The sequence below is a fragment of the Bacteroidota bacterium genome (assembly GCA_036522515.1).
Taxonomy (GTDB): domain Bacteria; phylum Bacteroidota; class Ignavibacteria; order UBA10030; family SZUA-254; genus VBOC01.
The window spans coordinates 346,485-372,146 of the sequence record DATDFQ010000043.1; the positions used below are offsets into that span (position 1 = coordinate 346,485).

Annotated in this window: 20 protein-coding genes; 6 read left to right on the top strand and 14 right to left on the bottom strand. The window is 60.6% G+C overall.

The genetic code is table 11. The features are described 5' to 3' along the window. Positions 1–14 precede the first annotated feature (14 nt). A complete protein-coding gene (thiI, locus tag VI215_07790; GenBank protein HEY6192211.1) occupies positions 15–1,250 on the bottom strand; it encodes a tRNA uracil 4-sulfurtransferase ThiI in 1,236 nt (411 codons plus the stop codon). A 152-nt stretch (positions 1,251–1,402) separates the two neighbouring features. On the opposite strand from thiI, the gene VI215_07795 reads away from it, so the two are divergent. Continuing rightward, positions 1,403–2,095: a hypothetical protein gene (locus VI215_07795; GenBank protein HEY6192212.1), complete on the top strand. Its 693-nt coding sequence runs from the start codon at positions 1,403–1,405 to the stop codon at positions 2,093–2,095. 42 nt (positions 2,096–2,137) lie between these two features. Here VI215_07795 and VI215_07800 read toward each other — a convergent pair whose 3' ends face one another. The 10 genes from VI215_07800 to aroF all read right to left on the bottom strand — a co-directional run bounded on the left by VI215_07800 (position 2,138) and on the right by aroF (position 15,912). Next, complete coding sequence (locus tag VI215_07800) at positions 2,138–3,118, bottom strand: c-type cytochrome (GenBank protein ID HEY6192213.1); 981 nt, start codon at positions 3,116–3,118, stop codon at positions 2,138–2,140. Between the two features lie 233 nt (positions 3,119–3,351). Then, positions 3,352–6,315, bottom strand: coding sequence for an SdrD B-like domain-containing protein (locus tag VI215_07805; protein HEY6192214.1), 2,964 nt, complete (start codon positions 6,313–6,315; stop codon positions 3,352–3,354). 178 nt (positions 6,316–6,493) lie between these two features. Further along, positions 6,494–7,849: an aminotransferase class V-fold PLP-dependent enzyme gene (locus VI215_07810; protein HEY6192215.1), complete on the bottom strand. Its 1,356-nt coding sequence runs from the start codon at positions 7,847–7,849 to the stop codon at positions 6,494–6,496. 90 nt (positions 7,850–7,939) lie between these two features. Beyond that, a complete protein-coding gene (locus VI215_07815; GenBank protein HEY6192216.1) occupies positions 7,940–9,427 on the bottom strand; it encodes an OmpA family protein in 1,488 nt (495 codons plus the stop codon). Positions 9,428–9,613: 186 nt separating this feature from the next. Next, positions 9,614–10,987: a (Fe-S)-binding protein gene (locus VI215_07820; protein ID HEY6192217.1), complete on the bottom strand. Its 1,374-nt coding sequence runs from the start codon at positions 10,985–10,987 to the stop codon at positions 9,614–9,616. After that, a complete protein-coding gene (locus tag VI215_07825) occupies positions 10,915–11,589 on the bottom strand; it encodes a rhomboid family intramembrane serine protease (GenBank protein HEY6192218.1) in 675 nt (224 codons plus the stop codon). Before VI215_07825 ends, VI215_07820 begins: the two co-directional genes overlap by 73 nt. A gap of 102 nt (positions 11,590–11,691) precedes the next feature. Next, on the bottom strand, positions 11,692–12,342 hold the full coding sequence (locus VI215_07830) for a phospholipase (GenBank protein HEY6192219.1): 651 nt from the start codon (positions 12,340–12,342) through the stop codon (positions 11,692–11,694). A 6-nt stretch (positions 12,343–12,348) separates the two neighbouring features. Then, positions 12,349–13,413 carry a VOC family protein gene (locus VI215_07835; GenBank protein HEY6192220.1) on the bottom strand — a complete coding sequence of 355 codons (1,065 nt, stop codon included), beginning with the start codon at positions 13,411–13,413 and terminating at the stop codon, positions 12,349–12,351. Then, the gene (locus tag VI215_07840; GenBank protein HEY6192221.1) at positions 13,404–14,858 is read right to left on the bottom strand and encodes an FAD-linked oxidase C-terminal domain-containing protein; all 1,455 of its coding nucleotides are present in this window, start codon (positions 14,856–14,858) and stop codon (positions 13,404–13,406) included. The genes VI215_07835 and VI215_07840 overlap by 10 nt, the downstream gene beginning before the upstream one ends. Positions 14,859–14,895: 37 nt before the next feature. After that, positions 14,896–15,912, bottom strand: coding sequence for a 3-deoxy-7-phosphoheptulonate synthase (gene aroF, locus VI215_07845; GenBank protein ID HEY6192222.1), 1,017 nt, complete (start codon positions 15,910–15,912; stop codon positions 14,896–14,898). Between the two features lie 453 nt (positions 15,913–16,365). Here aroF and VI215_07850 point away from each other — a divergent pair, with 453 nt between their 5' ends. The 4 genes from VI215_07850 (at position 16,366) to VI215_07865 (ending at position 20,975) form a co-directional block, all read left to right on the top strand. Then, positions 16,366–18,228, top strand: a complete 1,863-nt coding sequence (locus VI215_07850; protein HEY6192223.1) for a PIG-L family deacetylase — start codon at positions 16,366–16,368, stop codon at positions 18,226–18,228. Next, entirely contained in the window at positions 18,229–19,695 is a 1,467-nt protein-coding gene (locus tag VI215_07855; GenBank protein ID HEY6192224.1) for an APC family permease, read from the top strand. A 220-nt stretch (positions 19,696–19,915) separates the two neighbouring features. Continuing rightward, a complete protein-coding gene (locus tag VI215_07860) occupies positions 19,916–20,182 on the top strand; it encodes a hypothetical protein (GenBank protein HEY6192225.1) in 267 nt (88 codons plus the stop codon). Positions 20,183–20,192: 10 nt separating this feature from the next. Then, positions 20,193–20,975 (top strand): class I SAM-dependent methyltransferase, encoded by a 783-nt coding sequence (locus VI215_07865; protein ID HEY6192226.1) that lies wholly within the window; start codon positions 20,193–20,195, stop codon positions 20,973–20,975. Here the strand turns inward: VI215_07865 and msrB are convergent. The 3 genes from msrB to tyrS all read right to left on the bottom strand — a co-directional run bounded on the left by msrB (position 20,962) and on the right by tyrS (position 24,747). Continuing rightward, complete coding sequence (msrB, locus tag VI215_07870) at positions 20,962–21,495, bottom strand: peptide-methionine (R)-S-oxide reductase MsrB (GenBank protein HEY6192227.1); 534 nt, start codon at positions 21,493–21,495, stop codon at positions 20,962–20,964. The genes VI215_07865 and msrB overlap by 14 nt on opposite strands. Before the next feature lie 71 nt (positions 21,496–21,566). Further along, a complete protein-coding gene (locus tag VI215_07875; GenBank protein HEY6192228.1) occupies positions 21,567–23,432 on the bottom strand; it encodes an ABC transporter ATP-binding protein in 1,866 nt (621 codons plus the stop codon). Between the two features lie 28 nt (positions 23,433–23,460). Beyond that, a complete protein-coding gene (tyrS, locus tag VI215_07880) occupies positions 23,461–24,747 on the bottom strand; it encodes a tyrosine--tRNA ligase (GenBank protein HEY6192229.1) in 1,287 nt (428 codons plus the stop codon). Positions 24,748–24,993: 246 nt separating this feature from the next. On the opposite strand from tyrS, the gene VI215_07885 reads away from it, so the two are divergent. Then, on the top strand, positions 24,994–25,662 hold the full coding sequence (locus VI215_07885; GenBank protein ID HEY6192230.1) for a hypothetical protein: 669 nt from the start codon (positions 24,994–24,996) through the stop codon (positions 25,660–25,662).

Genomic DNA, 25,662 nt, shown 5'->3' on the forward strand with positions numbered 1-25,662 from the left:
GTGGGGTTTCCTCTTCAGTTTATTGTTGGATCGCCCGCCGGCTCTTCCACGGCGTGACGTTCGACTTCCTCATCGTCCGCGGCCGCGGGAGATGAAAAGCGCTCCGAGGTCGTGGCGCCGAGCGCCTTCTCCACCAATCCGGGAATGTCGAGAGTTGTCTCGGCCTCCCTGACTTCGGAAGGATCCGCCCAGGTGGCCGGGTTGCGGGGCGCAAGATACGAGCAGCAGTCGTCGTTCTGTTCTTTCGAAAGATCGTGCGTGCCGATCGTGCGTGCGAGGCTCATGATATCCTCCTTGTCGCTTCCCGAGAGCGGCCTCAACACCGGGAGCGACGCCGCGTCGTTGATCACACGGATGTTCCGGAGGGTCTGCGACGCCACCTGCCCGATGCTCTCGCCGGTCGCGAGCGCCTCGGCCCGTTCGCGCCGGGCGACCGCCTCGGCGATGCGGATCATCATCCTGCGGTAGAGGATCACCCGCAACGGTTGCGGCGTCCGGAGGATGATTTCGTTCTGGCTTTCGGCGAACGGCACGAGAAAGAGCTTCGACTGAAACTGGTAGCGCGTCAGCGCCGCCACAATCTGGCGGACCTGCTCGACGGACCGGACGCTCGTGTAAGGCATGCTGTGAAAGTGGACGAAGATCACCGATGCGCCGCGCTTCATCATTTGCCAGGCGGCGACGGGCGAATCGAAGCCGGCCGAGAGGAGTGCGGCCACCCGGCCGCTTACGCCGACGGGGAGTCCCCCCGGGCCCTTCAATTTCGAGCGATAGACGTACGCCGCTCCGTCGACGAGTTCGATGTAAATCGTCTCATCCGGCCTGGAGAGGTTCGCCCGGACCGAAAAGCGCGTGCAGAGGTATTCTCCCACGCGCGCGTTGAGGGCCATCGAAGAAACCGGGAAATTTTTGTCCACCCTGCGGGTTTCGACACGGATGGTCTTGAATTCCCTTCCCTCCAGGATCTCTCCGGCCGCCCTGCAGATGGAATCGGCCTCCTGCTCGATTCGCAGGCCGGTGCAAATATTGGAGAGCCCGAAGACTCCGGTGAGGCGCTGTTCGGCCTCCCCCGGAGTCGAACCGGGAGCGAGGTCGATGATCGACCTGCCATATCCTCCCCGAATCGCCCCGGGCGCCACCACACCCCGGAGGGAGATTCGCACATTTTTCATGAGCTGGCGCTCGAAATACCTGCGATTCTCGCCCTTCAGGATAATTTCATGATGGTGGAGGATGATGACGGGATGCATACTTCAAGATAGAGTTTCCGGGAGGGAAAAGCAATCGCCGGAACGCTTGCGTCCCACGCGCCTGTTGCATAGATTGTCTCCATTCATTACATTTCCAATCATTTCGTCCCATCACATCCACTGTTCATTCAAATCATAAGGAGGGTCGCTCAATGGAAAACCTTACAAGACTGACTCGGCGGCGCGGATTCCTGGGAACAGTCGCTGCAGGCGGAGTCTCGCTTCTGGGACTCGCATCACTCGCGAAATCCGCACCGCGCGGTTTGATGTCGCCGTCGCTCCTGCAGGCCGGAACGGGCGATGCGTCGTTCGAGGCATGGATCGGAAAGATCAAGGGAAAGCACAAGCAGGTCTTCGACGCGCCGGACGCGAATCACGGCTTCCCGTTCATCTGGGCGCGCGTGTTCCTGATGACCAACAAGCAGCAGGGTGTTGCGGACGGCGACGTGACGTCGGTCGTCATCCTGCGGCACGAGGCGATCGGCACTGCCATGGGCCACGATCTCTGGGCGAAGTACAAATTCGGCGAGTTGTTCAAAGTGACCGACCCGGCGACGAAGGCGGCGGCTGTGCGAAATCCGTTCTTCCAGATGAAGGAGAGCGAGCAGCCCTTGCCGAATATTACGATCGAAGATCTCCAGGCGAGCGGCGTTCTCATCGGAGCCTGCGACCTGGCGTTGACCTTTTACAGCAAGGGTGTCGCAAAAACCATGAACATGGATGCCGCCGAAGTAAAGAAAGAGTGGGTCGCCGGGGTGCTCCCGGGAATTCAGATAGTCCCGTCGGGTGTCTTTGCGGTGAACCGCACACAGGAAGCGGGATGCACATACTGCTTCGCGGGCTGACAATCGTTCGGAAGTGAGAGTGTGGGCCCGGTCCCCCCGGGCCTACTTCTTTTGTAGAGGCGGGGTTACCGCATTTCCCTTGTAATAGACTGCATCGGGGGGGACGCGCTCGGTCGCGTAGTCCCTGTCTTTATAGGGAAACACCGGACGGGGCTTGGAATTGATGTACGCCGAGATATGCTGGGCATCCTCGGGCGTCAGACTTCCGAGGTCGAGGTAGGGCATCATGTAGAGGATCATTCCGGCGAGCGTGTAGATTCGCGCCGCGCCCGCCCCGTCGTTCCATGAAGCAGGCCCCCACAAAGGGCCTGCTTTTTTGTTGCCGATTTCCACCCCCTGGCCGTTCTCTCCGTGGCAGGATGTGCATTTCTCCCGGAACAGTTTCCTGCCCCGCCCCGGATTCAGCTTTTCGAGCGGAATCAGTTTGTCGGCCGGAATCGTGTTTTCCCCCCTCCATGTTAATCTTGACCCGGCGGCATATCCCGCGGAGAGCCAGGAGATATAGGAGGCGAGCGCTGCGACCTCCGGCGCATCGACGGGCACGATCGCCTCGACGGCCCTGGATCCGCCGGCCGTCGGCGCTCCCGTCGCATTCTCGCTCCGGAGGAAACAACCGACGATCCGGTCCTCCAGAGAAATCGGACGGCCGGCCCGTTTGCTATACTCCGGGAACACTCCCGCGACGCCGACAAGCGGCATCGCTTTTTCCCTCTGCCCCGCGTTCAGATGGCAATTGTTGCAGGAGAGAGAATTCCGGGTAAATCCGGGAGCTTCGCGCGGGGTATTGACGAAGATCCGGTACCCCCGGGCAATCCGGGCCGCGTGAGCGGTGTCGGAGGGAAGCGCATCGATCAGCGGGTTCTTCGGGAGGTCCCACGCGGTTTCCATCCCGGTCCGCGCCGAAATCAGAGGGCCCGCAAGGACGGAGTCGGCGGGTTTGTAGACCTGTTCCTGTCCTCTCGCGTGCAGCGCAATCGTCAAGACTAACGCCGCGACGGCGGCGATCCCGATGAACGGTTTCAATTCACACCTCTCATGAACTGAATTTATGAAAGGGGTGGCTGAGTTACAAACGCTTCAGGATCGCGATCGACAGATCGTCCGCAGCGCCGGAGGTCTTTCTTCAACGTCTCGAAGATTCTCGGTTCGGGGCGGGGGGCGTTATTGGGAGGAGCGTCCTTCACGGAAGTCCTATAAAGAGAGAACGCCGTGCCCACGATGCTGCACGGCGTTCCGGAGAGCTGGCATCAAGTTCCTCATTTCAACAACAGCATCTTTTTCACGATCACGGAAACGCCGGGACTCACTCCTCCCTCCTCTTCGGGCAAGCCCTCCGAGATAAGCCTGTAGAAATAGACCCCGGAAGCGAAACCGCTCCCATCGAAGTCGACTCCGCCCGGGCCGTCTTCCATGTACTCCCGGTCGAGGAGCGTCGCGACCTCCTGACCCAGGAGGTTGTAGACTTTCAGCGTCACAATCGACGGCCTCGCAAGCTCGAACTCGATCGTGGTCGTCGGATTGAACGGATTCGGGTAATTCTGGCGGAGCGTGTACGCCGGGGGCGGTTCCTCGGTGAGGCCGCTCCTGGGCGCAACGATTGTGGGGGGTGTTTCCGGGCTCGGCCGGAGGAACGGGATTTGCTTCACCGAAGCGACGCCGTCGAGTCGCAGGAAACTCTGGAACGATATCGTGTCCATCGGCGCGCTAAAGGCGGCATTGATCTTCCGGATGACGGTATCGAGATTGATGTACACCCCCTGGGGCACGCCGGTCCAGAAGGTCAGGTTCGAATCCGCCCTCCCGGTGATCTGGTTCAGCGTGAGTCCGCTCAGCGGGTTGTTCGGCTCCTCGTAAATCAGATCCCCAAAACCCGGCGGCGTATGACCGAGCAGGCTCGAGGCGATATTGAGCTTCAACGCGACGAGGTCCGCGAACAACAGGTTGTTGTGATAGACCGGCGTCAGCGTCGTCTTCTTGCCGAGGAAGCTTCTCCCGTGGTACGAGACGAATCCGCCCGGCGGCGAGGCGTGCTTGACACCGCGGCTGATCAACGAGTTGTACATCGAGAGGCTTCTCGGCAGCACCACCCAGCCGTACAGGTTCCTGGCGTCGGGCCGCGGGATGCCGACCGTCATTCCCGAAGTGAAAAATTGGAGGAAGGACTCTTCGCGCACGTTCGCCGTGTTGGGCATCGCGAGGAGGAATTGCTGCGAGGCGGGGCTCGTCGAACCCTGCTTGATCCCCACCAGCGCGCCGTTGAACGACCACCACCATCTCCTGACACCCATCCCGTACCTCGATCCGTCGCCGCACAGTTCGACCATCTGGGCCGGCGCAATTGTGATGCCCGAGAAATCAAATTCCCTGGGACCGAGCCGGGTCGCGGTGGGGAACGGACCCTGGTTCGTGATCGAGTCGACGGTCCGGCTGAAGACCACATGCAGGCCGTTCACGGGAGTCTGCGAAACGCCGTTCGTAAAATCAAAGCACCATCTCGATTCGACTCTCCGCCGCGGAACCGACTTCTTGACGTAGAGACTCTCGAGCGGGAACGATCTGAATTTCGAAGAGTCGCCGACCGTCGAGGCGCCAAAATCAAAGCCCGAAGTGTCGGTCTCCGTGGAAACCACCAGGACATAGGTCGACGAGGGGGGGTACGACTGGGTCCAGTTGGGCTTCACGACCATGCTGATCGTGTAGGTGCCGGGCAGGAGCGTCGATATTTCGTAGAGCCCGCCGGCTTGCGTCACAGTCGTCCGGCTGTTCTGGGGCAGCGCCGCGGTGGCATTGACGGTCCAGCCGGTCAATCCGCCTTCGCCCGCTTGTTTGCTTCCGTTCGCATTCCGGTCGTAGAATACCATTCCCCGGACCGAGATGTTCCGGGCGTTCCCGAAGTCCCTCCCGGTCACGCTTTGCCCGCTCTGGAGCGTTACGGAATAGGTGCCTGTCGGCGGCATCGTCTGCGTCCATCCGGTCTGAAGTTGCTCCGAGACCGTATACGTTCCCGGTCCGACATTCGAGAACGTATAGTTCCCGCTGACATTGGTAAGAGTGCTATCGACATGGAGAGCGCCGAGGAATAAGCGGATCCGCCAGCCCGACAGCCCCGGTTCTCCGCCGTCTTTGACACCGTCGGCGTCGAGATCGCGGAATTTCATTCCGCTGATCGTCCCGTTATGGAAATTTCCGAAGTTTTTTCCGGTGGCGTTTTGCCCGCTCTGTGCCGCCAGGAGATAGGGAGCCCCGGAGGCGGGGAGCGTCTGGGTCCAGCCCGCCTGGGATTGCTCCGAGAGCGTGTATGTCCCGGGCCCGACGCCGTTAAAGACATAGTTGCCGCTCCCGTCGGTCAGGGTGCTGTCGACATGGAGTGCCCCGAGGTAAAGCTGGATGCGCCAGCCCGGAAGAAGGGGATCGCCCCCATCCTTGACTCCGTTGGCGTTCACGTCCTCGAATTTGCTGCCGCTGATGGAGATGCGCTGGAAGTTTCCGAAGTCCCGCCCGGTAACTGTCTGCCCGCTCTGGGGAACCACGGTGTATGAGGAGGGTGAAGCCGGGAGCGTCTGCGTCCATCCGGCCTGAACCCCCTCGCTCACCTGGTAGGTGCCCGGTCCGAGATTTGTGAATGAATACGTTCCGCCTCCGGAAGTGAGGGTGCTGTCGACGTGGAGGCTGTTCCGGAAGAGATGGATTCGCCAGCCGGAGAGGCCGGGATCGCTCAGGTCCCTGACGCCGTTGCCGTTCAGGTCATTAACCTTGGAGCCGCTGATCGCCGCATTCTGAAAATCGCCGAAATCGTTCCCGGCAAGATGCTGCCCGGCGAGAAGGGTAAGCGCGTACGACCCGCCCGAAACCGGGAGCGTCTGCGACCATCCCGGCTGCACTGCCTGGGAGACGGTGTAGCTGCCCGGGGCGATATTTGTGAACCGGAAACCGCCTCCGGCATCGGTCAGCGTGCTGTCGACTTCCAGCGAAGCCTCGAACAACCGGATGCGCCAGTTTTGCAGGCCCGGGTCCGACAGATCCCTCGCCGCATTCCCGCCGATGTCGTTAAACACGGTCCCGCTGATCGTGTCGGTAAAGAGCGAAACGCTGAAGAGTCGCCCGGGCGAGCCTCCATCCGCCTGCGATCCCCCGGCGAACAAGAGCGGGGATGCTCCAACCTCAGTTTGCAACAAGGAATAGAGAAGCAGGCAACAAACGGTAGCAATGAGTTTATTCATCTCTGGCTCCTTCGCGCTGAGTCGGCCTCATAAACGCGTTGGGCGACGTCACACCTGGCCCTGTCACATTCAATTCGTCCGGACCTCCCTAGTAAGACCGTTGTCGTGTGGTGCGCCCCCTCCTCCCTTTGTCTAAGTAACGCAAATTCCGGTAAAAGTCAACCGATTTTCTCAATAATTATCCCTTCGGCAACCCGGTTTTTGCGACCGTCTCCATCACCTCCACAAACCGGTCGAGTTCTCCCAGGGTCGTGTAGAGGTTTGGAGTGATGCGGATCCCCTTGAACTCGTCATGCAGGATCGGCGTGGTGAAAATCTTGTGTTTGTCCATCAGGTATCCTCCGATCGCCGCCGGATCAATGCCCTCGATTTCAACGTTTGCGATGCCGCACGACTGGTTGGCGTCGAGCGAGGTGTGGAAGCGGACATTCGGCAGATGGCTCAATTTGTTCATCCAGTACCTCGACAGGAACCGGAGACGGGCTTCCTTGCGCCTGGCGCCGATGCCGTTGCTGAACAGAAGAGCCTCGCCGATGGCGAGTTTGGGCGCGGCGGAATGCGTCCCGATCTCTTCGTACTTCCGTATGTCAGCCGACTGCTTTTTGTCTGCCGCCATCAGGGGCCAGATCTGCTCAATCTTCTCTTTCCTCACGTAGAGCAGGCCGGTTCCCTTCGGCGCATAGAGCCATTTGTGCAGGCTCGTTCCGAAATAGTCGCATCCCAAATCCTTCTGCTTGAACGCGAAGTGGCCGAACGAGTGGGCCCCATCCACGATCACCTCGATTCCCCTGGAACGCGCCATCTCACAGACCGCCTTCACCGGCGTAATCTGGCCGGTGATGTTGATGACATGGGAGATCAGGATCAGCCGGGTCCTGCCCGTCACCCCCTTCTCGAACGCATCGACGATCGCGTTGAGGTTTTTCGGTGCTATCGGGACCTGGATCAGTTTCAACACGAGTCCCTCCCTCACCTCCCGCTGGCGCAGGGTGGTGAGCATCCGCGGATAGTCCTGCGTGGTCGTCAGGATCTCATCGCCCGATTTGAGGTTCATGCCGGAGAGAAGAATCTCGAGCGACTCCGAGGCGTTCCGGGTGATCGCAATCTCTTCGCGGTCGCACCCGAACATCTCCGCAAGGCCGGTCCTGATCGTCTCGGATTGAGGCTCCAGAATCTGCCACATCGTGTAGGCGGTCGCATCCTCCTGTTCCCAGGTGTACCGCACCAGCGCGTCGGTGACGAGTCGCGGCGAGGGGGAAACGCCGCCGTTGTTCAGGTTTGTGATGCCGCGCGTCACGGAAAAACTCCGCTGGATCTCGAGCCAGAAATCCTCGTCCGAGGCCGCCTGCTCCGGCGCGAGGGTATCGACGCGCTTCACCGCCGCATGAAGGTCGCCGAGCAGCCCGGCGAGCGATGGCGTGCTCAGGGTGGCCAGACCGAATCCCTTTCCCACCATCGAAAGGAACCGACGGCGGTCGAAACCGTCGTCGCTGAAACCCGGACGCCCGGGCGGAAGTTGAATCGATGAGTTCATGCGCGGCTCCTCAATGGTGATAAGTGCCTGACTCTGCCTGAATTTGATTGACAATCCCCGAACAGGGGCGTACCCCCCCGGGCGGGAAGCTCACTTGCCCGGCGCTGGCGCCTCCGGTGTGATGACGACGTCGATACGCCTGTTCTTCGCCCTTCCCTCGGGCGAATCGTTGCTGGCGACGGGCCTGCTCTCGCCGTACCCCTGGTGATCCACGGCGAATTCCACCCCCATGTTCGCCATGAGGTATTCCGCGACCGCCTTGGCCCTGCTCTCGGAGAGGGCCTGGTTCTGTTCGTCGCTCCCCTGGGAATCGGTGTGGCCTTCGATGGTAATTTTGCACTTTGGAAATTTCTTGATCGCTTCCTGAACTTTGGTGAGGAGGCTGTAATACTCCGGCTCAATCGTATTCTTGCCGACAGGGAATGTCAGGCCGTACAAGCGGATGATGATATTCTCCCCGTCGCGCAGGACGTTCCCTTCCTCGGGAGAAAACATGGAGGAAACCTGCCGGATCGTTTCTTCCTCCTGATGCTTGATCCCGAGCGTGCGCTGCAGGTCCTTTTCCGACTCGGTGAGCGATCCGACTCTCCCCTCCATCGAGGAGACCTGCTTCCGCAGGTTTTCGATTTCGACATCCTTTTCCGCGATCGTCTCTCCCGCCCGGCGGAGCTGTTCCGCGTCCTTCAACGCCTTTGCGTCGCGCTCTTTGAGAGCGGCGATCGCGTCGGAAACAGGGCCTTCGAGACCGTTCTCGAAGCGGGGCTGGACTCCGAGGATCACCGCGATCCGCTGAAACTGATCCTCCGCCGCGAGCAACGCGTCCTCGAACGTCTTCTCCTCCTTCTTCATGCTTCTGATCGTCCGGGAGAGGTAGGCGGCGTGGGCGGCCTCGTACCTTGCCTGCTGGGCAAGCTGCCTGGCCTCGTCCGCATCGTAGCGATTCTGCTTGAACAACGCCTCCACCTGCACGGCGAGGCCATGCGCCTTCGCGAGAGTCTTTGGAGCCTCGTCCCTCACCCCTTCCTCGTCGTCCTTTGCGAGAAGTACCCGCGCGGGGGAGAGATAATTGGATTTGACCGCCTCGAGCTCGGCTGCGCGGTAGGCGGCCTGGGCCTCGGCCGCGCCCCGGGTGGCGGCCTCCGTCTCCCCGTCTTCGAGCTCGCGAGCCGCCTTGTTAAATTGCGCCTCCGCCCTGCGCCAGAGTTCGGGAGCGGACTTCCCGGCCCCCGCGCTGTCGGCGTCATTTCGCGCAGCCAGGACTCCGCTGAATGTCGCTTCACCCGTCTTGCTCTCGTCGAGCGCCTTCGCGAAATACGCCGCGGCATTCTTGAGTTTTTCGCGGATCTGCTCGAGATCCCGGCCCTTCTGGTAGAGGTCTTCCCCCTCTTTATAGTACTGGCTCCCCTTTTGATAACTCACCGGGGCGTAGAGAGGCGCATTCTTCGCCCTCGCCTGTGCCAGGACCCTGTCCGCCTCGCCGAAGAGCTCGTTCCGCAGGTTATCCTGCCCGACGAGAGTCCGGGGCAGGATCGACGCGAGGATCAAACACCGGTACGTGAGGCGAAGAAGCGCTTGCATGGGTGACCTTCCGAAAGTGCTTGAAACCAAACGAGAGACGAGGGGGCTGATTTGTGGCAAATATAGTCCAATTCGAAACCAGTGTCAAGAATCGCGCTGGCCCGGAACCCGCCGACTTCTTCGTCCCCACGCTACGCGACCTGAAGGTCGCGCCTACCGATCCCTCGGACCCGGTAGCCGCAGTCTTCACGCTGCGTTTTTTTCCCGTTCCGGCAATCCGTACGCACGCCTGAGGAGGCTCACCGGGTGCATGACCTCCATCGAAAGGCCGGAATTCCTGATCCCGAGTTCGAGCTGAAGATGGCACCCGGGATTCGCGGTGAGAACGATTTCGGCTCCGGTCGAAGCGATATTCTTCATCTTCCGTTCCAGGAGGGCCATCGAGTCGTCAAATTGTGTCACCGTATAGATCCCCGCGCTCCCGCAGCACCAGGTGGCTTCCGGCAGTTCCACAAATTCGATCCCGGGTATGGAGTGGATGACGGACCTCGGCTGGGTCGAGATCTTCTGAGTGTGGACAAGGTGGCACGCTTCATGATAGGTCACCCGCTTGCGAACGGGCCAGGCGGGTTTGTCGAAACCCGCCTCGACCAAAAACTCGGTGACGTCCTTCGTCCTGGCCGACAGGGATGCCGCCCGCCCGGAATAGTCAGGATCCCCCTCCAGCACCCTGCCGTACTCCTTGATGAACGCGCCGCAACCCGCCGAGTCGACAACCAGGGCATCGATCTCAAGCGACCCGAAAAGATCGACGTTCCTCCGCGCGAGGCTGCGCGCCATCCGGAGGTCGCCGTTGTGTCCGTGGAGAGAGCCGCAGCATTCCTGGGGCCGCGGAATGAGGACCTCGAACCCGTTCCTGAGCAGGACCTCGACCGTATCCCTGTGCGTCCGCGCATGGAGGATGTTCATGACGCAACCCGTCAAAAGCGCGACCCGCCCGCGCACCGGTCCGTCGGGCCGTAACGTTTCCGGAACGCTCTCGTCGAAAAACTCTTCCCGGAGCTGGGGCAGCAGGCCGTGCGTCCGGGCGAGGCGGGGTGAAAATCGCCCGAGGAGTCCCGACTTCTGGACCCAACCCATGAGGCCGGTCTTACGGTAGAGCCGGAGCAAACGGGCCGCAAGTTTTGTCCGGCCCGCCGAAGCGAGTATCACCCTGAGCAGCACCCATTTCAGGAGACGAAGGCGTGCGGGATCCTTTTTCCGCTCATGGATGAGACGGCGGGCATCTTCCACGAGAGAGCCGTACGCCACGCCCGCAGGGCATGCGGTCTCGCACGCCTGGCAATCGAGGCAAAAATTCATTTCATGCACGAATTCCGGCGTCAGGGCCAGTTTCTCTTCATGCACCGAGCGGATGAGACGGATCCGGCCCCTCGGAGACGACTCCTCCCGGAACGTCAGCGCATAAGTCGGGCAGACCGGGAGGCACATGCCGCAGTGGATGCAGTTATGGACGATCTCGTCCAGCGGGCGATGTTCTTTCCCGCTCACGACCAGCCCGGTTTCCGGAGGAACGGAAACAGCAGCGCGCCCGCCGCGAAGCCGCCGATGTGCGCCCACCAGGCGACTCCCCCGGCATCCGCGCCGATGCCGAGCGAGAGAAGGCCGCTGATCGCCTGCAGCAGAAACCAGATGCCAAGGAAGAGGAACGCCGGGAGTTCCACGATCTGGAAAAAAATAAAGATGGGGATGAGCGTGGTCACTCTTGCGGCGGGGAACATGAAGACGTACGCCCCCAACACGCCCGCGATGGCGCCGCTCGCCCCGACCATCGGGACTCCGGACCCCGGGCTGAACACCGTCTGGGTCGCCGCGGCCGCAAGCCCTGCGACGAAGTAGAACAACAGGTATCCCCCGTGGCCGAACCTGTCTTCGACGTTATCCCCGAAGATGTAGAGGAAGAGCATGTTTCCAAGGAGGTGCAGCCAGCCGCCATGGAGAAACATCGAGGTGAACATCGGGAGAAAGAGAGCCGCGTGAACGTGACCGGAGTGAAGAGCGCCGAGGAGATCTGCCGGCACCAACCCGTAGCGGAAGATGAACGCGTCGAGATGCCTGCCGAGCGAGGCCTCGTAAAGAAATACGACGGTATTTGTCGCGATGAGGAGGTAGTTGACGAACGGCGTCGTGTTCGAGGGAACGCTATCGCGCAGAGGAATCATCGTCCGGCCGGTTTGCTGTCAGAGGGAACATCATGGTCGCGTGCAGAGAGTCTCGGTTCCGGGCGAAGGGACGCGCACGTCCTGCCGCCGCCGGCGACCGGTTCAGATCTGTTGGGTCAGCCACCGCATCATGTCGTTCAAGCTGTCTTCGATGATCTGATGGCCCATGTCGTACTCCCGGTAGGTGATCGCCGCCCCGCGGGGTTCCAGAAGTTCCTTCGCCCTCCGGGCGAACGCGACCGGTATGACCGGATCGTACATCCCGTGCGAGATGAAGAACGGCTTCCCCTTCACGCCGGTCCATTCGATATTCAGGCCGGAATCCTCAGCGATGTAACCGCTGTTCGCCGCGACTCCGGCGACGGCCTGGGGCCTGGTAAGCGCCATCGAATACGACATTACCGATCCCATGCTGAATCCGCAGAGGAGGAGCTTCGAGGGATCGACAGGATACCCCTTGACGACGTCGTCGATAAACTGGGAGAGCTTCCGGTAGCTCTCTGCGAACATTTTCGGCTCGGGTTTTCCGACCTCCTCGATCTCATACCAGGTGAACCCGCCTCCGAGAGCGAACGGAAAGGGCGCTCGTGCGCTGACGATCAGCAACCGGTCGTCCAGGTACTCGGCAAGCCCCAGGAGGTCGTCTTCGTTGGCCCCCCTGCCGTGAAGGAGCATCAAGGTCGGATACTTCGAATTACTCTTGCGCTGCGGCTCGAGAATCTTGTGGATCAGGGATGTGTGAACGGGATTCATCGGGCCTCACTCCCGTATCGGGGAGAGCGCTCCTTCGATCCGGGACCGGCTCCCCTCAAGCCAGGGGGGTAACTTGAGCTCGCGGCCCAGGTTCTTCCTCTCCTCGTCGACGAGAAACCCGGGCCCCGACGTCGCGATTTCCAGTATGTGTCCGTCCGGGTCTTCAAAGTAGATAGACTTGAAATAGACTCGATCCAACACCTGCGTGACCGGAACACCCGCTTTGAGCAGCTTTATTCGCCACTCACGCTGAATCTCATCATTTTCCACTGCAAATGCAAAATGATGCGTGAGGCCGGTTCCGATCGTTCCCGGACGCATCCTGCCGGCGGGATAGGCAAAATAGGTGACGATCGTGCCGGGGCCGGCGTCGCCTGCCGCGAAATAGAGATGGGGAGCGGAGGGATCGTCGAAATTGACCGTCCGCTTGACCAGGCGAAGCCCCAGAGTCTGCGTGTAGAACTTCTCCGTCTTTTCGATATCGGACGAGATCGCGGTGATATGGTGAAGGCCCCTGAGCCCCATTTCTGCGGTGATCGTCCCGGCCGGTTCGGGCCACGAGAGGCGCGCGATCGCGGCCTCGTCTCTCCCCTCCCGTGTGAGTTCCGCGGGGGGCTCGATGAGACGCGAGCCCAGCCGGTCGGCGGGCTCGTCCGCGGTCCACCCCGGACCTCTCGTCGCGATCTCAAGGATGAGGCCGTCGGGATCCTCGAAGTAAATCGAGGTGAAGTAGGTCCTGTCGTACGGCCCCGTCACACCGATCCCGCTGTCCGTCAGCCGCCGTTTCCAGCGCAGCTGCGCTTCCTTCGACTCCACAATAAATGCGAGATGGTGCGTGGTCCCGATCCCCCAGCGTCCCTTCGGCATGCCCGCCCATTCGAAAAAAGTAACGAGCGTGCCCGGACTCCCCTGCGGATCGCCGAAGTAGAGGTGGTAGGCGCCGGGATCGTCAAAGTTGACCGTTTTCTTCACGAGCTTCAGGCCAAGAACTTTCGTATAGAAATCGACAGTGCGCTGGGCGTCGGAACAGATTGCCGTAAGATGATGGAGGCCCCTGATCTCTACATCCATGCGACGTCCTGAAATTTTTTGATCTGTTCGCGATCCCGCGGGAGAGCTCCTTCACACTTCGGCTTGAGGTCGAATACTTTTCCAGGGTTCAGTACGTTGTTGGGATCCATCATCTGCTTCAAGGTCCGCATCATGTTCAGGGAGGGGGATCCGACCATCTTCTCGAGGAGGCGCTTCTTGTACAATCCCACCCCGTGCTCGCCGGTGATGGTCCCTCCGAGCTCGATCGCGGCTTCCTCGACTTCGAAGACCGTTTTTTCCGCGCGGCGAAACTGCTCGGGGTCGCGTTCGTCGGTCATATAATTCGGGTGAAGGTTTCCGTCGCCCGCATGCCCGAAATTTCCGATCATCACGCCGTTCTTGCGGCCCAGTTCGCTGATGCGGGCCACCAGTCGCGCCAGGTCCGCCCTCGGAACCGCGACATCTTCCATGATCGTCGTCGGTTTGACGCGCGCCAGGGAAGTGAAGGCCGCCCGGCGCGCGGTCTTGAGGCGCAGCGATTCCGGGTCGTCCTTCGCAATCTTGATTGCGGTCGCGCCGTGCTTGCGGCAGATTTCGCTGATGAGGGCGGCATCCTCCTCGACGACAGTCCGCCTGCCGTCCACCTCTATCAGAAGCATCGCCTCGGAGTCGACCGGCAGCCCCAGATGCGTGTACTCCTCGACGCATCGGATCGTCACCTGGTCGAGAAATTCCAGCATTGCCGGGGTGATCTTCTCCGCGATGATCGCCGAGACGGTCCGCGCCGCATCGTCCATCGACGAGTAGAACGCCACCATCGTCCGGTGAGATTGAGGCTGGGGAATAATCTTCAGAAGAAGCTTCGTGAAGACCCCGAGCGTCCCCTCGGAGCCGATGAAGACATCTTTCAGATTGTATCCAGCGACGTCCTTCACCGATTTTCCGCCGGTATTGAGGATTTCGCCCGTCGGCAGCACGGCTTCGATTCCCATCACATAGTTTTTCGTCACCCCGTACTTGAGGCCGCGAAGGCCTCCCGAGTTCTCGGCGACATTTCCGCCGAGCGTGCAGATGCTGGAGCTTCCCGGGTCGGGGGGATAGAGATAGCCCAAACGTTCGACCGCCTGGTGGAGGTGGGCGGTGATCACTCCGGGTTGAACCGTGACGGTCATGTTCTCCCGGTCAATTTCAAGAATACGGTTCCAGTGGTTGGTGAGGAGCACGATCGAGCCGGGGACGGGAAGGGCGCCGCCGCTCAGGCCGGTCCCCGATCCCCGCGGTACGACCGGGAATCGCTCTTCGTTCGCGAGGCGGATGATCCTGCAAACCTGCTCAGCGTTGGAGGGAGAGACGATCGCGGCGGGAAGCTGGGGTTCAATCGCCGTCGCGTCGTAGGAATAGGCGATGAGCGACTCCTGAGAATCGAGGAAATTCTCCGGACCTACAATTTCCTTCAGCTTCCTGACGGCCGCGGGACTGGGCATGGTCTGAAAGCCAACGTAACGAAATCAGGACGGAAAATCAAGGCATGCCGCGCCCCATCGCCTGGGCGATCGACCGGACTTCTTTCATGACCTGATCGAATGCGGGAGGCGTGAGCGATTGATCCCCGTCCGAGAAGGCCGCTTCGGGCCGGGGGTGGACTTCGATGATCAGTCCGTCGGCCCCCGCCGCGATGGCCGCCCGGCTCATCGGGAGAATCAGGTCCTGCCGCCCGGTTCCGTGACTCGGATCGACGAGGATGGGAAGATGGGAAAGCAGTTTCACCGCCGGGACGACGTTCAGGTCGAGCGTGTTGCGCGTGTACTCGACAAACGTCCTGATCCCCCTCTCGCACAGCACCACCTGGTCGTTGCCCCCCGCAAGGAGGTATTCCGCGCTCATCAGGAACTCGTTCAACGTCGCCGCAAAATTCCTCTTCAGGAGGACCGGCTTGCGGAGCTGGGAGAGTTTTCTGAGGAGCTTCGTATTTTGCATGTTTCTCGCCCCCACCTGAAGCATGTCCGCATACTCGGCGACGAGCTCGGCCTCCGCCGATTCCATCACCTCGGTGACGATGCCCAGCCCCGTCTCCTCCCGTGCTTTCGCCAGAAGCTTCAATCCGTCTTCGCCGAGCCCCTGGAATGCGTACGGGCTTGTCCGCGGCTTATAGGCGCCCCCTCTCAGGAGGGATGCGCCCGACGCCTTCACGGCCCGGGCCGTCGTCATGAGCTGCTCCTCGCTTTCCACCGAGCAGGGCCCTGCGATCACCGAGATCTGTTTACCCCCGAACTTCACCCCCGCCACCTCGATCACGCTTCCGGTTTGCTTGAAATCCCTGCTTGCGAGTTTGTACGGCTTGAGGATCGGGATGACATTCTCGACCTCGGGCAAGAGCGAGAATTGTTCCTTCTTGATGACACGCTCGTCCCCGATCACCCCGATAATGGTCCTCTCGACACCTTTCGAGAGGTGGGCCTGCAGGCCGAGTTCCTCGATCCGTGCGACCACATGCCGCACGTCGGCATCGGTCGCCTTTGATTTCATGACGATGATCATGAGCTCGCTCCGTCTGTTTTTTTTTGATGTTGTCGAATTCCGCGCGACCTGAAGGTCGCGCCTGCCGTGGCCGCCGGCTTACGACGGCGTGAAACAAAAAACCCCGCCGGTCTTCTCAGCAGGGTTTCGTCATTTCTCGCTTAACGGTCTTGGTTTAAAGCGGATGCGCCTCTGCTGTCTTGCCCGCGGGGCAATAATAAAAACGGGGGTAGCTGAGGCGTCCTGAATTCATGACTGAAGTATACGGAAGAGAACGGCGAAAGTCAACCATTTCGCGCCGCAACCATTTCGCGGCGCAGAGCGCCGCGGATATGCGTTCCCACGCAGAGCGTGGGAACGAGGGGTTTCTCCGGGAGAGAATTGCCTTTTTATTCAAATCCGGTTACTTTGGTGGGACATCAAATCAGGTTTCGATCGAACATGACTTCAACGGCGCGGCTTCGGCTACCTTCCATGATCTGCATTCTCGGCACGTTCCTTCTGTTCCCGAGCGGAATGTTCTCGGGCGCCCCGGGCGTCCCTTCAGAGCCGCCGGGCCCCGCGGGGTCTCCCACACTTGTCCTGATGTGCCTCTCGGCCCATCCGGATGACGAGGATGGCGGCGCGCTCGCCTACTACTCCAGGATCAAAGGGATCAGGACGTACAGCATCTTCTTCACCCGGGGTGAAGGGGGTCAGAACGAAATTGGATCAGAACTCTACGATGATCTGGGGGTTCTCCGCACGAAAGAAACACTCGAGGCCGCAAAGATCCTGGGAACCGAACCCTATTTTCTCGGGTACCCCGACTTCGGCTTCTCCAAGACCGCAAGAGAAACGTTTGCGAAATGGGGAGGCCGGGACAGCGTCCTCTCGCGTCTCGTGTATTATATCCGGGCTCTAAAACCGGATGTCATCATCACCCACCATGATACCATCACGACGGAACCGAACCGCCAGCATGGAAATCACCAGGCGGTGGGGATCTCGGCCTACGAGGCGTTTGCCAAAGCCGCCGACCCCGCCTTCCATCCGGAGCAGCTCTCGGATAGCGTCGGAGTCTGGCAGGTCAAGAAACTCTACGTTTTCTTCCGGAACAGGGACAGCAGCCTGGCAAAAACCGGGAGCGTCGTGGAAATCGACGTCTCGGCGCGAACTCCGGAGGGCCCTTCCGTCGGAGAGCTCTCCCTCTCCGCCCTCCAGCAGCATCGCTCGCAGGGGCTCGACAAACTGACCCGCTCTTCGGTCCCTGATTTCTTCAGCCGGCACAGATTCGTACTCATTCGAAGCGACCGTGAATACCCCTACGATCCACGGAACCTCTTTTCGGGGATTGAACCGGCGGCAAGGCTCCAGCATCCTCTCGCAAAGCCCACGGGTGAACTCGCCCAATTTTCAATCAAAGTTTCCCCGGAATACGTGCCCCGGACGGGCCCGGGCAAATTCGTCGTCACTTTCATCGATCGAAGGAATCCCCGGTTTTTCCAATGTAAGCTCTCCGTGTTCAACGGCGGAAGGCGAGTCTTGATCAAAGAGTATCGCGCATCCGCGCCACCGGACACGGTCCATCTCGAAATTGATAGTGATGCCGGGGGCGCCGACAGCATTCTCCTCTTCCGCGCAACCGCGGTAAGAGACGCTGACTCGATTTCCTCCGAATTCAGAGTTGCGAAGAGGTCGGTTTCCGCCACGGTCTCTCCCCGCACGTTTGTCGGCCTGGTGAATACCTACGACAACACCGACGAGGAAACCCTGGGATCGTTTTCAGTTCCGTACCGGCTGATCGATTCGTCGGAGTTGGCAGGCGGTGCCCTCGATCGATATTCGGCGATCCTGCTCGACCTCAGGGCGTACGAGTACAGGCCCGATGCGGCATCCCATAACGATCGCCTCCTTGAGTATGTCCGGAATGGAGGTAACCTCATCTGCCTCTACCACAAAACAGGCGATTGGAACGGAAAGCATTTTTCTCCCTATCCGATCCAGTTGACCGGCGACCGGGTCACCGAAGAAGATGCTCCGGTCCAGATCCTCTTTCCGGGCCATCCTCTTCTCAACCGGCCGAACCGCATCGGCCCCGGAGACTGGGACGGATGGGTCCAGGAAAGGAGCATCTATCTCCCTGCGGCAGATACGCAGCAGACTTCGGCAAAGTACGACCGGATCCTCGGCATGAGCGATCAGGACCAGCACCAGCCCCCGACCTCCCTCCTCTGGGCCCGGTATGGGCACGGATCCTACACCTACGTCTCCCTGGCGCTCTACAGGCAACTCAGGATCCTGCAGGAAGGCGCGGTACGTCTCTTCCTCAACCTGGCTTCGCAGCCAAGAAACTGAATGGCTTCCCCGCTCGCCCCGGAGAAGAACCCCTCATCTCCGGATCTGATACGCGGCATCGGGCTCTCCGGCGCGACCGCGCTGAACATGATCGACATGATCGGCGTCGGCCCCTTCATCACCATTCCACTCATCGTCGCCGCGATGGGCGGTCCTCAGGCGATGCTCGGATGGGTCTGCGGAGCTCTCCTCGTGATCTGCGACGGGCTGGTCTGGGCCGAGCTGGGCGCGGCGATGCCCGGCTCGGGGGGATCCTACGGGTACCTCAAGGAAATCTATAACCCGGATTCTGCGGGAAAACTGATGGCGTTTTTGTTTATATGGCAGTTGACCTTCAGCGCCCCGCTTTCGATCGCCTCCGGATGCATCGGACTGGCGCAGTATTCGGAATACCTCGTGCCCGGCCTCGGAGTTCCGGTGGCGCAACAAAATTTCCACTTCATGCTGCCCCTGATCGGACCCGTTGAGGCGAGCCTGCTCTTCACCCGGGGCACTCTTGTCGCAATGGGATGCTGCGCCGTGGCCGTGATCCTCCTCTACCGGAGGATCACCATGATCGGCGCGATCGCGAAATTCCTCTGGGTGGGCGTCATGGCCACGATCGGTTGGGTGATCGTGGCGGGTGTGACGCACTTCAACCCGGAGCGCGCCTTCAGCTTTCCCCCCGGCGCATTCACGCTCTCTTCAAATTTCTTCACCGGCCTGGGGAGCGGAATGCTCGTGGCGGTGTACGATTACTGGGGCTACTACAACGTCTGTTTTCTCGGCGGCGAAATCAAGGAGCCCGGAAAAAACATTCCGAGGGCGATCCTCATTTCGATTCTCCTGGTGGGAATCATCTATCTCGTCATGAACGTCAGCATCCTCGGGGTCATCCCGTGGCAGGAACTCCAGGAGAGCGCGGCATCCGATGCGCGAAAGTTCATCGTCTCGAGTTTCATGCAGAGAGTCTATGGCGACTGGGCGGGGATCCTCGCCACCGTGCTCATCATGTGGACGGCCTTCGCATCCGTCTTCTCCCTTCTCCTCGGCTATTCGCGCGTCCCCTATGCGGCCGCAGTGGGAGGCGATTTTTTCCGGTCTTTTTCCCACCTTCATCCGCGCCACCGTTTCCCCGATGTCTCCCTCCTCGTGCTCGGGGGCGTCGCAATCCTGTTTTGCCTTCTCAGGCTTGCCGACGTCATCGCCGCGCTGGTCGTCATCCGGATCCTGATCCAGTTCCTCTCACAGATCGCGGGCGTGATCATCCTCCGCGTCCGCCGGCCCGGTCTTATGCGTCCGTTCCGGATGTGGCTCTATCCCCTTCCGGCTCTCGTTGCGTTCGCAGGATTCTTCTACGTCCTCGTGGGGCGGAAAAACTTCCAGAAAGAAATCCGGTATGCCGTGATCCTTGTCCTGCTTGGGTTCATTCTGTTCCTCGTCCGGTCGTGGAGGAAACGAGACTGGCCTTTTATCTCCAAAACGTGAGCTCAAATTGGGGAAATTGCCGCACGACGGCCACTCCGTGTGATGGCACGCAAGTCCGGATCCGGAAGGGGGTAGTCTTGGATCCCGCCTGCCGGGACCGGCGGGATTAGTTGACTTGACACTCTGGACTGGAATGCCTACTTTGAAATGCGTCGCATCTCGTGAGCCTACGGCTGGGGTGTAAATTCAGACCTGCTGCCAATTCAGATGGGTGATCATCATGTCCTCACGATACAAAGGAAGCCGTCTCCTGGAGAATATTCTCGAGGTCGTCGACAATCAGATGCGCGACAACCTTCCTCCCGAAACCCGCAAGACATTCGACCGTCTCCTCAAAGAAGGCCACTCGCAAACCGAGGCCAAGCGCCTCATCGGCTGCGCGTTGTCTGCGGAGATTTATGACGTGCTGAAGAACGAACGGGAATTTGACCGGCGGAGGTACTCCGCATACCTCGGCAAGCTCCCCCGGATGCCGTGGCGGAGTTGATCCGGTTCGATTGATCGACCCCGCTCAGCGATTCTCCTCCCGGGTCGAGCAGTACGTCAAGTCACGGCCCCATTACCCTCCCGAATTTATCCGCACCCTGGAAGAGCACTGCGGCCTCACGAAGGAATCCGTCGTCGCCGACATAGGCTCGGGGACGGGGATTCTGACGGAGGAATTCCTCAAGAACGGCAACCGGGTCTTCGGCGTGGAGCCGAACCGCGAGATGAGAGAGGCGGCGGAACGCCTCCTGCACGCCTACCCCCTCTTCCGGAGCGTCGACGGGCGGGCGGAATCGACCACACTCCCCGCTCGCAGCGTCAACTTTGTGGCCGCCGGCCAGGCGTTTCATTGGTTCGACCGGGACCGTGCCCGCGAGGAGTTCTCGCGGATATTGAAACCGGACGGATGGGTGGTCTTACTCTGGAATGAGCGGCTCACCGGCCCGGCTCCCTTTCTGAGGGAGTATGAGGAGCTGGTGAAGCGCTACGCCACGGACTACGCGGAAGTGGACCACCGGAAAATCGACCGGCCGGTTCTCAAGGAATTCTTCGGAGGGGAGGAGATCGGGTCAGGCACGTTCCATCAGAGCCAGCTCTTCGATCTCGCCGGCGCGGAGAGCAGACTCTTGTCCTCCTCCTACATGCCCGGACCGGGCCATGCATCCTACGAGCCGATGCTCGCATCTCTCGGCAGGATCTTCCGCGCGAACGAACGGAACGGAAGCGTTGCCTTCGAGTATCTCACGCTATTGTACTACGGCAGGCTCGGGGCAAAGACCGCTACTTCTTCTTGACGAATCTCAGCGCAACGGAATTGATGCAGTAGCGCAATCCCGTGGGAGCCGGCCCGTCCTCGAAGACGTGCCCGAGGTGGGCCCCGCACGTGCCGCACATGACTTCGGTCCGGACCATTCCGAATGTCGTATCGGATTCGGTCAGCACCTTCGCCTCCTGGGGCGGAGCCCAGAAGCTCGGCCAGCCGGTCCCGGATTCAAATTTCGTTTCGGAACTGAAGAGCAGTTCGCCGCAATCGATGCAATAGTATGTCCCGGTGTCGTGATTGTCCCAGTACTTTCCCGAGAACGCGCGTTCCGTCCCCTTGTTCCGCGTGACTTCATATTCCTCGGGGGTGAGCTGTTTCCTCCACTCCGAGTCGGTCTTCGTCACCTTAAAACCCATCGAACTCCCTTTCTGTCCTGTTGAGTCGCCTCGTTCCTGGCCCCGCGATGCGGCGTCGCCGCCTGCGCCCCGGGATCCGCACGCCGGAACCCAAAGAACGCCAAACATCGCCAGAAAAACAATCATGAATCTCATGGATGCGTTCCTTCCTTCTGCCGGATTAAACACGCGGGAAGCTCCTCCCGTTCCGCGGCTCTGCGATCAGGTCACCGGTACCCGATCGCCTGGAGGTTGAACAGCTCCGCATATTTGCCGTTCCGGTCGAGGAGCTCCTCATGCGTGCCGGACTCGAGGATTTCCCCGTTTTCCAGGACGATGATCCGGCCCGCCATCCGCACGGTCGAAAACCGGTGGGAGATCAGGACTGCGGACTTCCCCCGGGTCAGGTCGGCGAAACGCTGGAAGACTTCATGTTCCGCCCGCGCGTCAAGCGAGGCCGTCGGCTCATCCAGAATCAGCAACTGCGCGTCGCGCATATAGGCCCGTGCGAGCGCGATTTTCTGCCACTCGCCCACGGAGAGATCGACCCCCGTGTCGAACCGCTTGCCCAAAATCTGATCGTACCGGCCCGGAAGCTTGTCGATCACCAGGTCTGCGAGGCTCCGTTCGGCCGCCGTCTGAATGCGGGGAAGGTCGCTTCGCGCCTCGATTCTCCCGATGGCGATATTCTCTCCGGCCGTCATCTGGTACTGCACAAAATCCTGAAAGATCACGCCGATCTCCCTGCGGAGGTCGTTCAGGTCGTATTCCCGGAGATCGTACCCGTCCAGCAGGATCCTCCCTTCGCTCGGATCGTAGAGGCGCGCGAGCAGCTTCACGAGGGTCGTCTTTCCGGCGCCGTTCTCCCCGACGAGAGCGAGCTTTTCCCCCGCCCGGAGCGTGAACGACAGGTGCCTGTTGGCCCACCGTGTCGAATTCGGATAGATGAAGCCGACATTCTCGAATGTGAACCCCTGTTGGACGGGCCGGGGGAAGGGCCGGGGATGTTCCGGCGAGCGCACGGTCGGTGCGAGATCGAAGAACTCAAAGAGATCGCGCAGATAGAGCGCGCCGTCGGCCATACCGGAGAACCGGCTCAGAATCGTCTGGAGGAGATTCTGCAATTGCCTGAACGATCCGGCCAGGAAGGTCAGGTCCCCGAGGGAGGCCTCCCCCCGGACGGTGCGAAGAATGATGAAGACGTACGCGACATAGTATCCGGACCCGCCGATGATCGCCAGAAAACTCCCCCAGACGGACCGCTTCACGGAGAGGGATTTGTTGGTTTCAAAAAAGCGATCCGACAACGTCCGGTACCTGGCGGTCAGAAACTCCGAAAGGTCGAAGATCTTCACCTCTTTCGCGGTTTCGTCGCTCGCGCCCGCGTACCGCAATGCATCGAGCTCCCGGCGCTCGGGAGTCCACTTCCGCATGAACGAATAGGTCCTCGCGTTGAAGTGCGCCTCCCCGAGAAAGGCCGGGACGAGCGCGACGAACAACAACACGATCAGCCAGGGGTTGAACGCGATCAGCCCGGCGGCAAGGATCGCCATCGTAATGAGATCCTGGAGCTGGCTGAACATCTGCGTCATCAGGGTGGTGCGGCCGGTGGTCTGCTGCCGGGCCCGCTCGAGCTTATCGTAGAAATTGGAATCCTCGAAGTGGTACAGATCGAGCCGGGCGGCATGCTCCATGATCCGGAGCGAGGTCCGGTTGGTGAAGAGGTCTCCGAGGAGGCTGTCGATCAGCGCGATGCCCCGCCCGAGAAGGTCCGAGAGGACAGCGATCCCGAATTCGGCCGCCACGAGGAACCAGAGATGGGCGAAATCCCGGGGTTCGGGCGAACCGATGAGACGCACAATCTCGTTGATGATGAGCTTGCCGACGTAGAGGAGGGCGAGCGGGGCGGCTGCCTTCACGACGCGCAAGAGGAAATCGGCGACCGTCAGGGGCTTGCTCGTCCCCCAGATCAGCCGGAGGAGTTGAGGCAGGTTCGAGAACGCTTTGAACCGTTCCTTCAGAGTCAGCGGAGACTTGCCGTCGCGGCGGGGTTTCGCGGGTCCGGCCGCAAAGAACCTGCCAAGGAGCGACATTCAGAAGGTCTCCGTCACTTCGCCCCCATCAGATCACCTTCACCAGGAAATAGTTTCTCGCGCCTTTCCTCAGCACGATGAACTTTCCCCTGACAGCCTCCTCCAGGGTGACCGCCTTCTCCGGGTCGGAGACGCGCTTATTATTGAGGTAGATCCCCCCTCCCTGGATGGACCGGCGGCCCTCTCCCTTCGAACCCGCCACGCCCGCGGCGGAGAGGAGTTCGAGAAGCGGCATCCCGGACCCTCCGAGGCGGTCCCTTGCGATTTCAACGGATGGAACGTCGCTGAAAATATCGAGCAGCTCCGCGTCGCCCGCTCCCGAGAGTTCACCTCCGAAGAATATCCGGGAGGCGCGCACGGCCTGTGACAACGACGACTCCCCGTGCACAGTCCGGGTCACTTCGGAGGCGAGCGCCGCCTGGGCGGACCGCTTCTGGGGGGCGGCCTCCAGCTCCGACTCGAGCTCCGCAATCTTCTCCCGCGGCAGGAGCGTAAAGAGCCGGAGATAGCGGAGAACATCGCGGTCGTCGGTGTTATACCAGAACTGGTAGAATCTGTAGGGCGAAGTCCGCCCCGCATCGAGCCAGACGGTGCCGCTTTCGGATTTTCCGAACTTCTCCCCGGTCGAGGTCGCCAGAAGCGGGAAGACGATGCCGTGCACGTCCGCGGAGCGCATGCGCCGGATGAGGGCGACGCCCGAGACGATATTCCCCCACTGGTCGCTCCCTCCCATTTGCAGGGTGCATCCGTACCTGTCGAACAGCTGCAGGTAATCGTAGGATTGGAGAAGGGAGTAGCTGAACTCCGTGAAGGACATTCCCTGCTCCTGGTCGATTCTCGACTTCACCGAGTCTTTCGCGAGCATCTCGTTCACCGAGAAATACTTGCCGACCCCGCGAAGGAATTCCAGCATCGAAATCGTACCCAGCCAGTCGGCGTTGTTCACGATCCGGGCCGGGTTCTTTGCCGCGCGGAAATCGAGAAACTGGGAGAGCTGGCGTTTGATTCCCTCGAGATTGAGTCCGATGTCGTCCGCCGAAAGAAGCCTGCGTTCGAGTGTTTTTCCGCTGGGATCGCCGATCATTCCCGTCCCGCCCCCCGCGATCGCGATCGGATGATGCCCGAACCGCTGCAGGTGGACGAGGCCCATGATCGGGAGAAGCGATCCGACGTGGAGGCTCGATGCGGTCGGGTCAAAACCGATGTATCCGGTCACTTCATCCGGCGAAAAGACCTTTGCCGCCCCCTCCGTCGAGGTATGGATGAAACCCCTCCACGATAATTCTTCGTAGAAGCCGGGCTTTGAGTTGCTCATATTCGAATGCTCTCGATCATCTGGTGACAAGGTACCCCTTTAGCGAGGAAAAAACAAGAATTCGGGAACTCGCGCCCGAATGCAGAACTTGGTAGTGCCGCAGTTTCACCTTCTCTCGTCATCCCGACATGTTTTAGATCGGGATCTTTATAAAAGAGTTGAAAGATGCTGACCAGGAGCATGTCAGCATGACGAGGTGGAGAGACGTTCGGCCAAATTGAGACATCGCCCAGAAGTTGAAACTCAATGAAAAAACACGTACCTTTCGCACCCAAAATTATCATGGACGATCAGGTAAAATGGAAAAGCGTTCACCGCCCCGGCGATGAACCGAAGCTCCCGCCGGCGCGCCTCTTTGCCGTGGGGCTTCCGGCATTTCTGGCTGCCATCCTTCTCTCGATTCTTGTCCACGAGTCTTCCCACCTGATCGCCCGACGCCTGCTCGCCTCCGCCGCACCCGTGCAAACGCACGCGGGCCTGGAGGCCGGAAATCCGGCACAACATTCTCCGCTGGAGGAGCTCGCCGGACCGTTCGGAACGTTTCTTCTCGCCGTGGGATCCTTTGCGCTGTTCGTGCGCGTTCCGGAAAACCTCTTTTTCTCGGCGATGGCGTTCGTCAACGCGACCGCGCGGCTCCCGCAGACCCTCCTGTTCTGCGCACAACTCTTCTTCAGACGAAACACGCCCGCCGAAACCGAGGAGGGTTCGCTCCTGGCGCTCCTCCACCTTCACAATCCCACCGCGGGACTGGTGATTCTCTGTTTTTTTTCGCTGCTCCTCCTGTTCATGAGCATCACCGTCATTCATGAATCGCGGTCGGTCCCCTGGAAATGGCTTGTCGCGCTCGGAATGCTGGCGGTCTTCATTCCCGTCCAACCGCTCCTCTCGAGACTATTCGCCACCGTCCTGTTGTAG

What these genes read in the sequence shown, in the direction of transcription:
- thiI (HEY6192211.1), bottom strand. Translation starts at nt 1,250, where the DNA reads ATGCATCCCGTCATCATCCTCCACCATCATGAAATTATCCTGAAGGGC.
- VI215_07795 (HEY6192212.1), top strand. Translation starts at nt 1,403, where the DNA reads ATGGAAAACCTTACAAGACTGACTCGGCGGCGCGGATTCCTGGGAACA.
- VI215_07805 (HEY6192214.1), bottom strand. Translation starts at nt 6,315, where the DNA reads ATGAATAAACTCATTGCTACCGTTTGTTGCCTGCTTCTCTATTCCTTG.
- VI215_07810 (HEY6192215.1), bottom strand. Translation starts at nt 7,849, where the DNA reads ATGAACTCATCGATTCAACTTCCGCCCGGGCGTCCGGGTTTCAGCGAC.
- VI215_07815 (HEY6192216.1), bottom strand. Translation starts at nt 9,427, where the DNA reads ATGCAAGCGCTTCTTCGCCTCACGTACCGGTGTTTGATCCTCGCGTCG.
- VI215_07825 (HEY6192218.1), bottom strand. Translation starts at nt 11,589, where the DNA reads ATGATTCCTCTGCGCGATAGCGTTCCCTCGAACACGACGCCGTTCGTC.
- VI215_07830 (HEY6192219.1), bottom strand. Translation starts at nt 12,342, where the DNA reads ATGAATCCCGTTCACACATCCCTGATCCACAAGATTCTCGAGCCGCAG.
- VI215_07835 (HEY6192220.1), bottom strand. Translation starts at nt 13,413, where the DNA reads ATGGATGTAGAGATCAGGGGCCTCCATCATCTTACGGCAATCTGTTCC.
- VI215_07840 (HEY6192221.1), bottom strand. Translation starts at nt 14,858, where the DNA reads ATGCCCAGTCCCGCGGCCGTCAGGAAGCTGAAGGAAATTGTAGGTCCG.
- aroF (HEY6192222.1), bottom strand. Translation starts at nt 15,912, where the DNA reads ATGATCATCGTCATGAAATCAAAGGCGACCGATGCCGACGTGCGGCAT.
- VI215_07850 (HEY6192223.1), top strand. Translation starts at nt 16,366, where the DNA reads ATGATCTGCATTCTCGGCACGTTCCTTCTGTTCCCGAGCGGAATGTTC.
- VI215_07855 (HEY6192224.1), top strand. Translation starts at nt 18,229, where the DNA reads ATGGCTTCCCCGCTCGCCCCGGAGAAGAACCCCTCATCTCCGGATCTG.
- VI215_07860 (HEY6192225.1), top strand. Translation starts at nt 19,916, where the DNA reads ATGTCCTCACGATACAAAGGAAGCCGTCTCCTGGAGAATATTCTCGAG.
- msrB (HEY6192227.1), bottom strand. Translation starts at nt 21,495, where the DNA reads ATGAGATTCATGATTGTTTTTCTGGCGATGTTTGGCGTTCTTTGGGTT.
- VI215_07875 (HEY6192228.1), bottom strand. Translation starts at nt 23,432, where the DNA reads ATGTCGCTCCTTGGCAGGTTCTTTGCGGCCGGACCCGCGAAACCCCGC.
- tyrS (HEY6192229.1), bottom strand. Translation starts at nt 24,747, where the DNA reads ATGAGCAACTCAAAGCCCGGCTTCTACGAAGAATTATCGTGGAGGGGT.
- VI215_07885 (HEY6192230.1), top strand. Translation starts at nt 24,994, where the DNA reads ATGAAAAAACACGTACCTTTCGCACCCAAAATTATCATGGACGATCAG.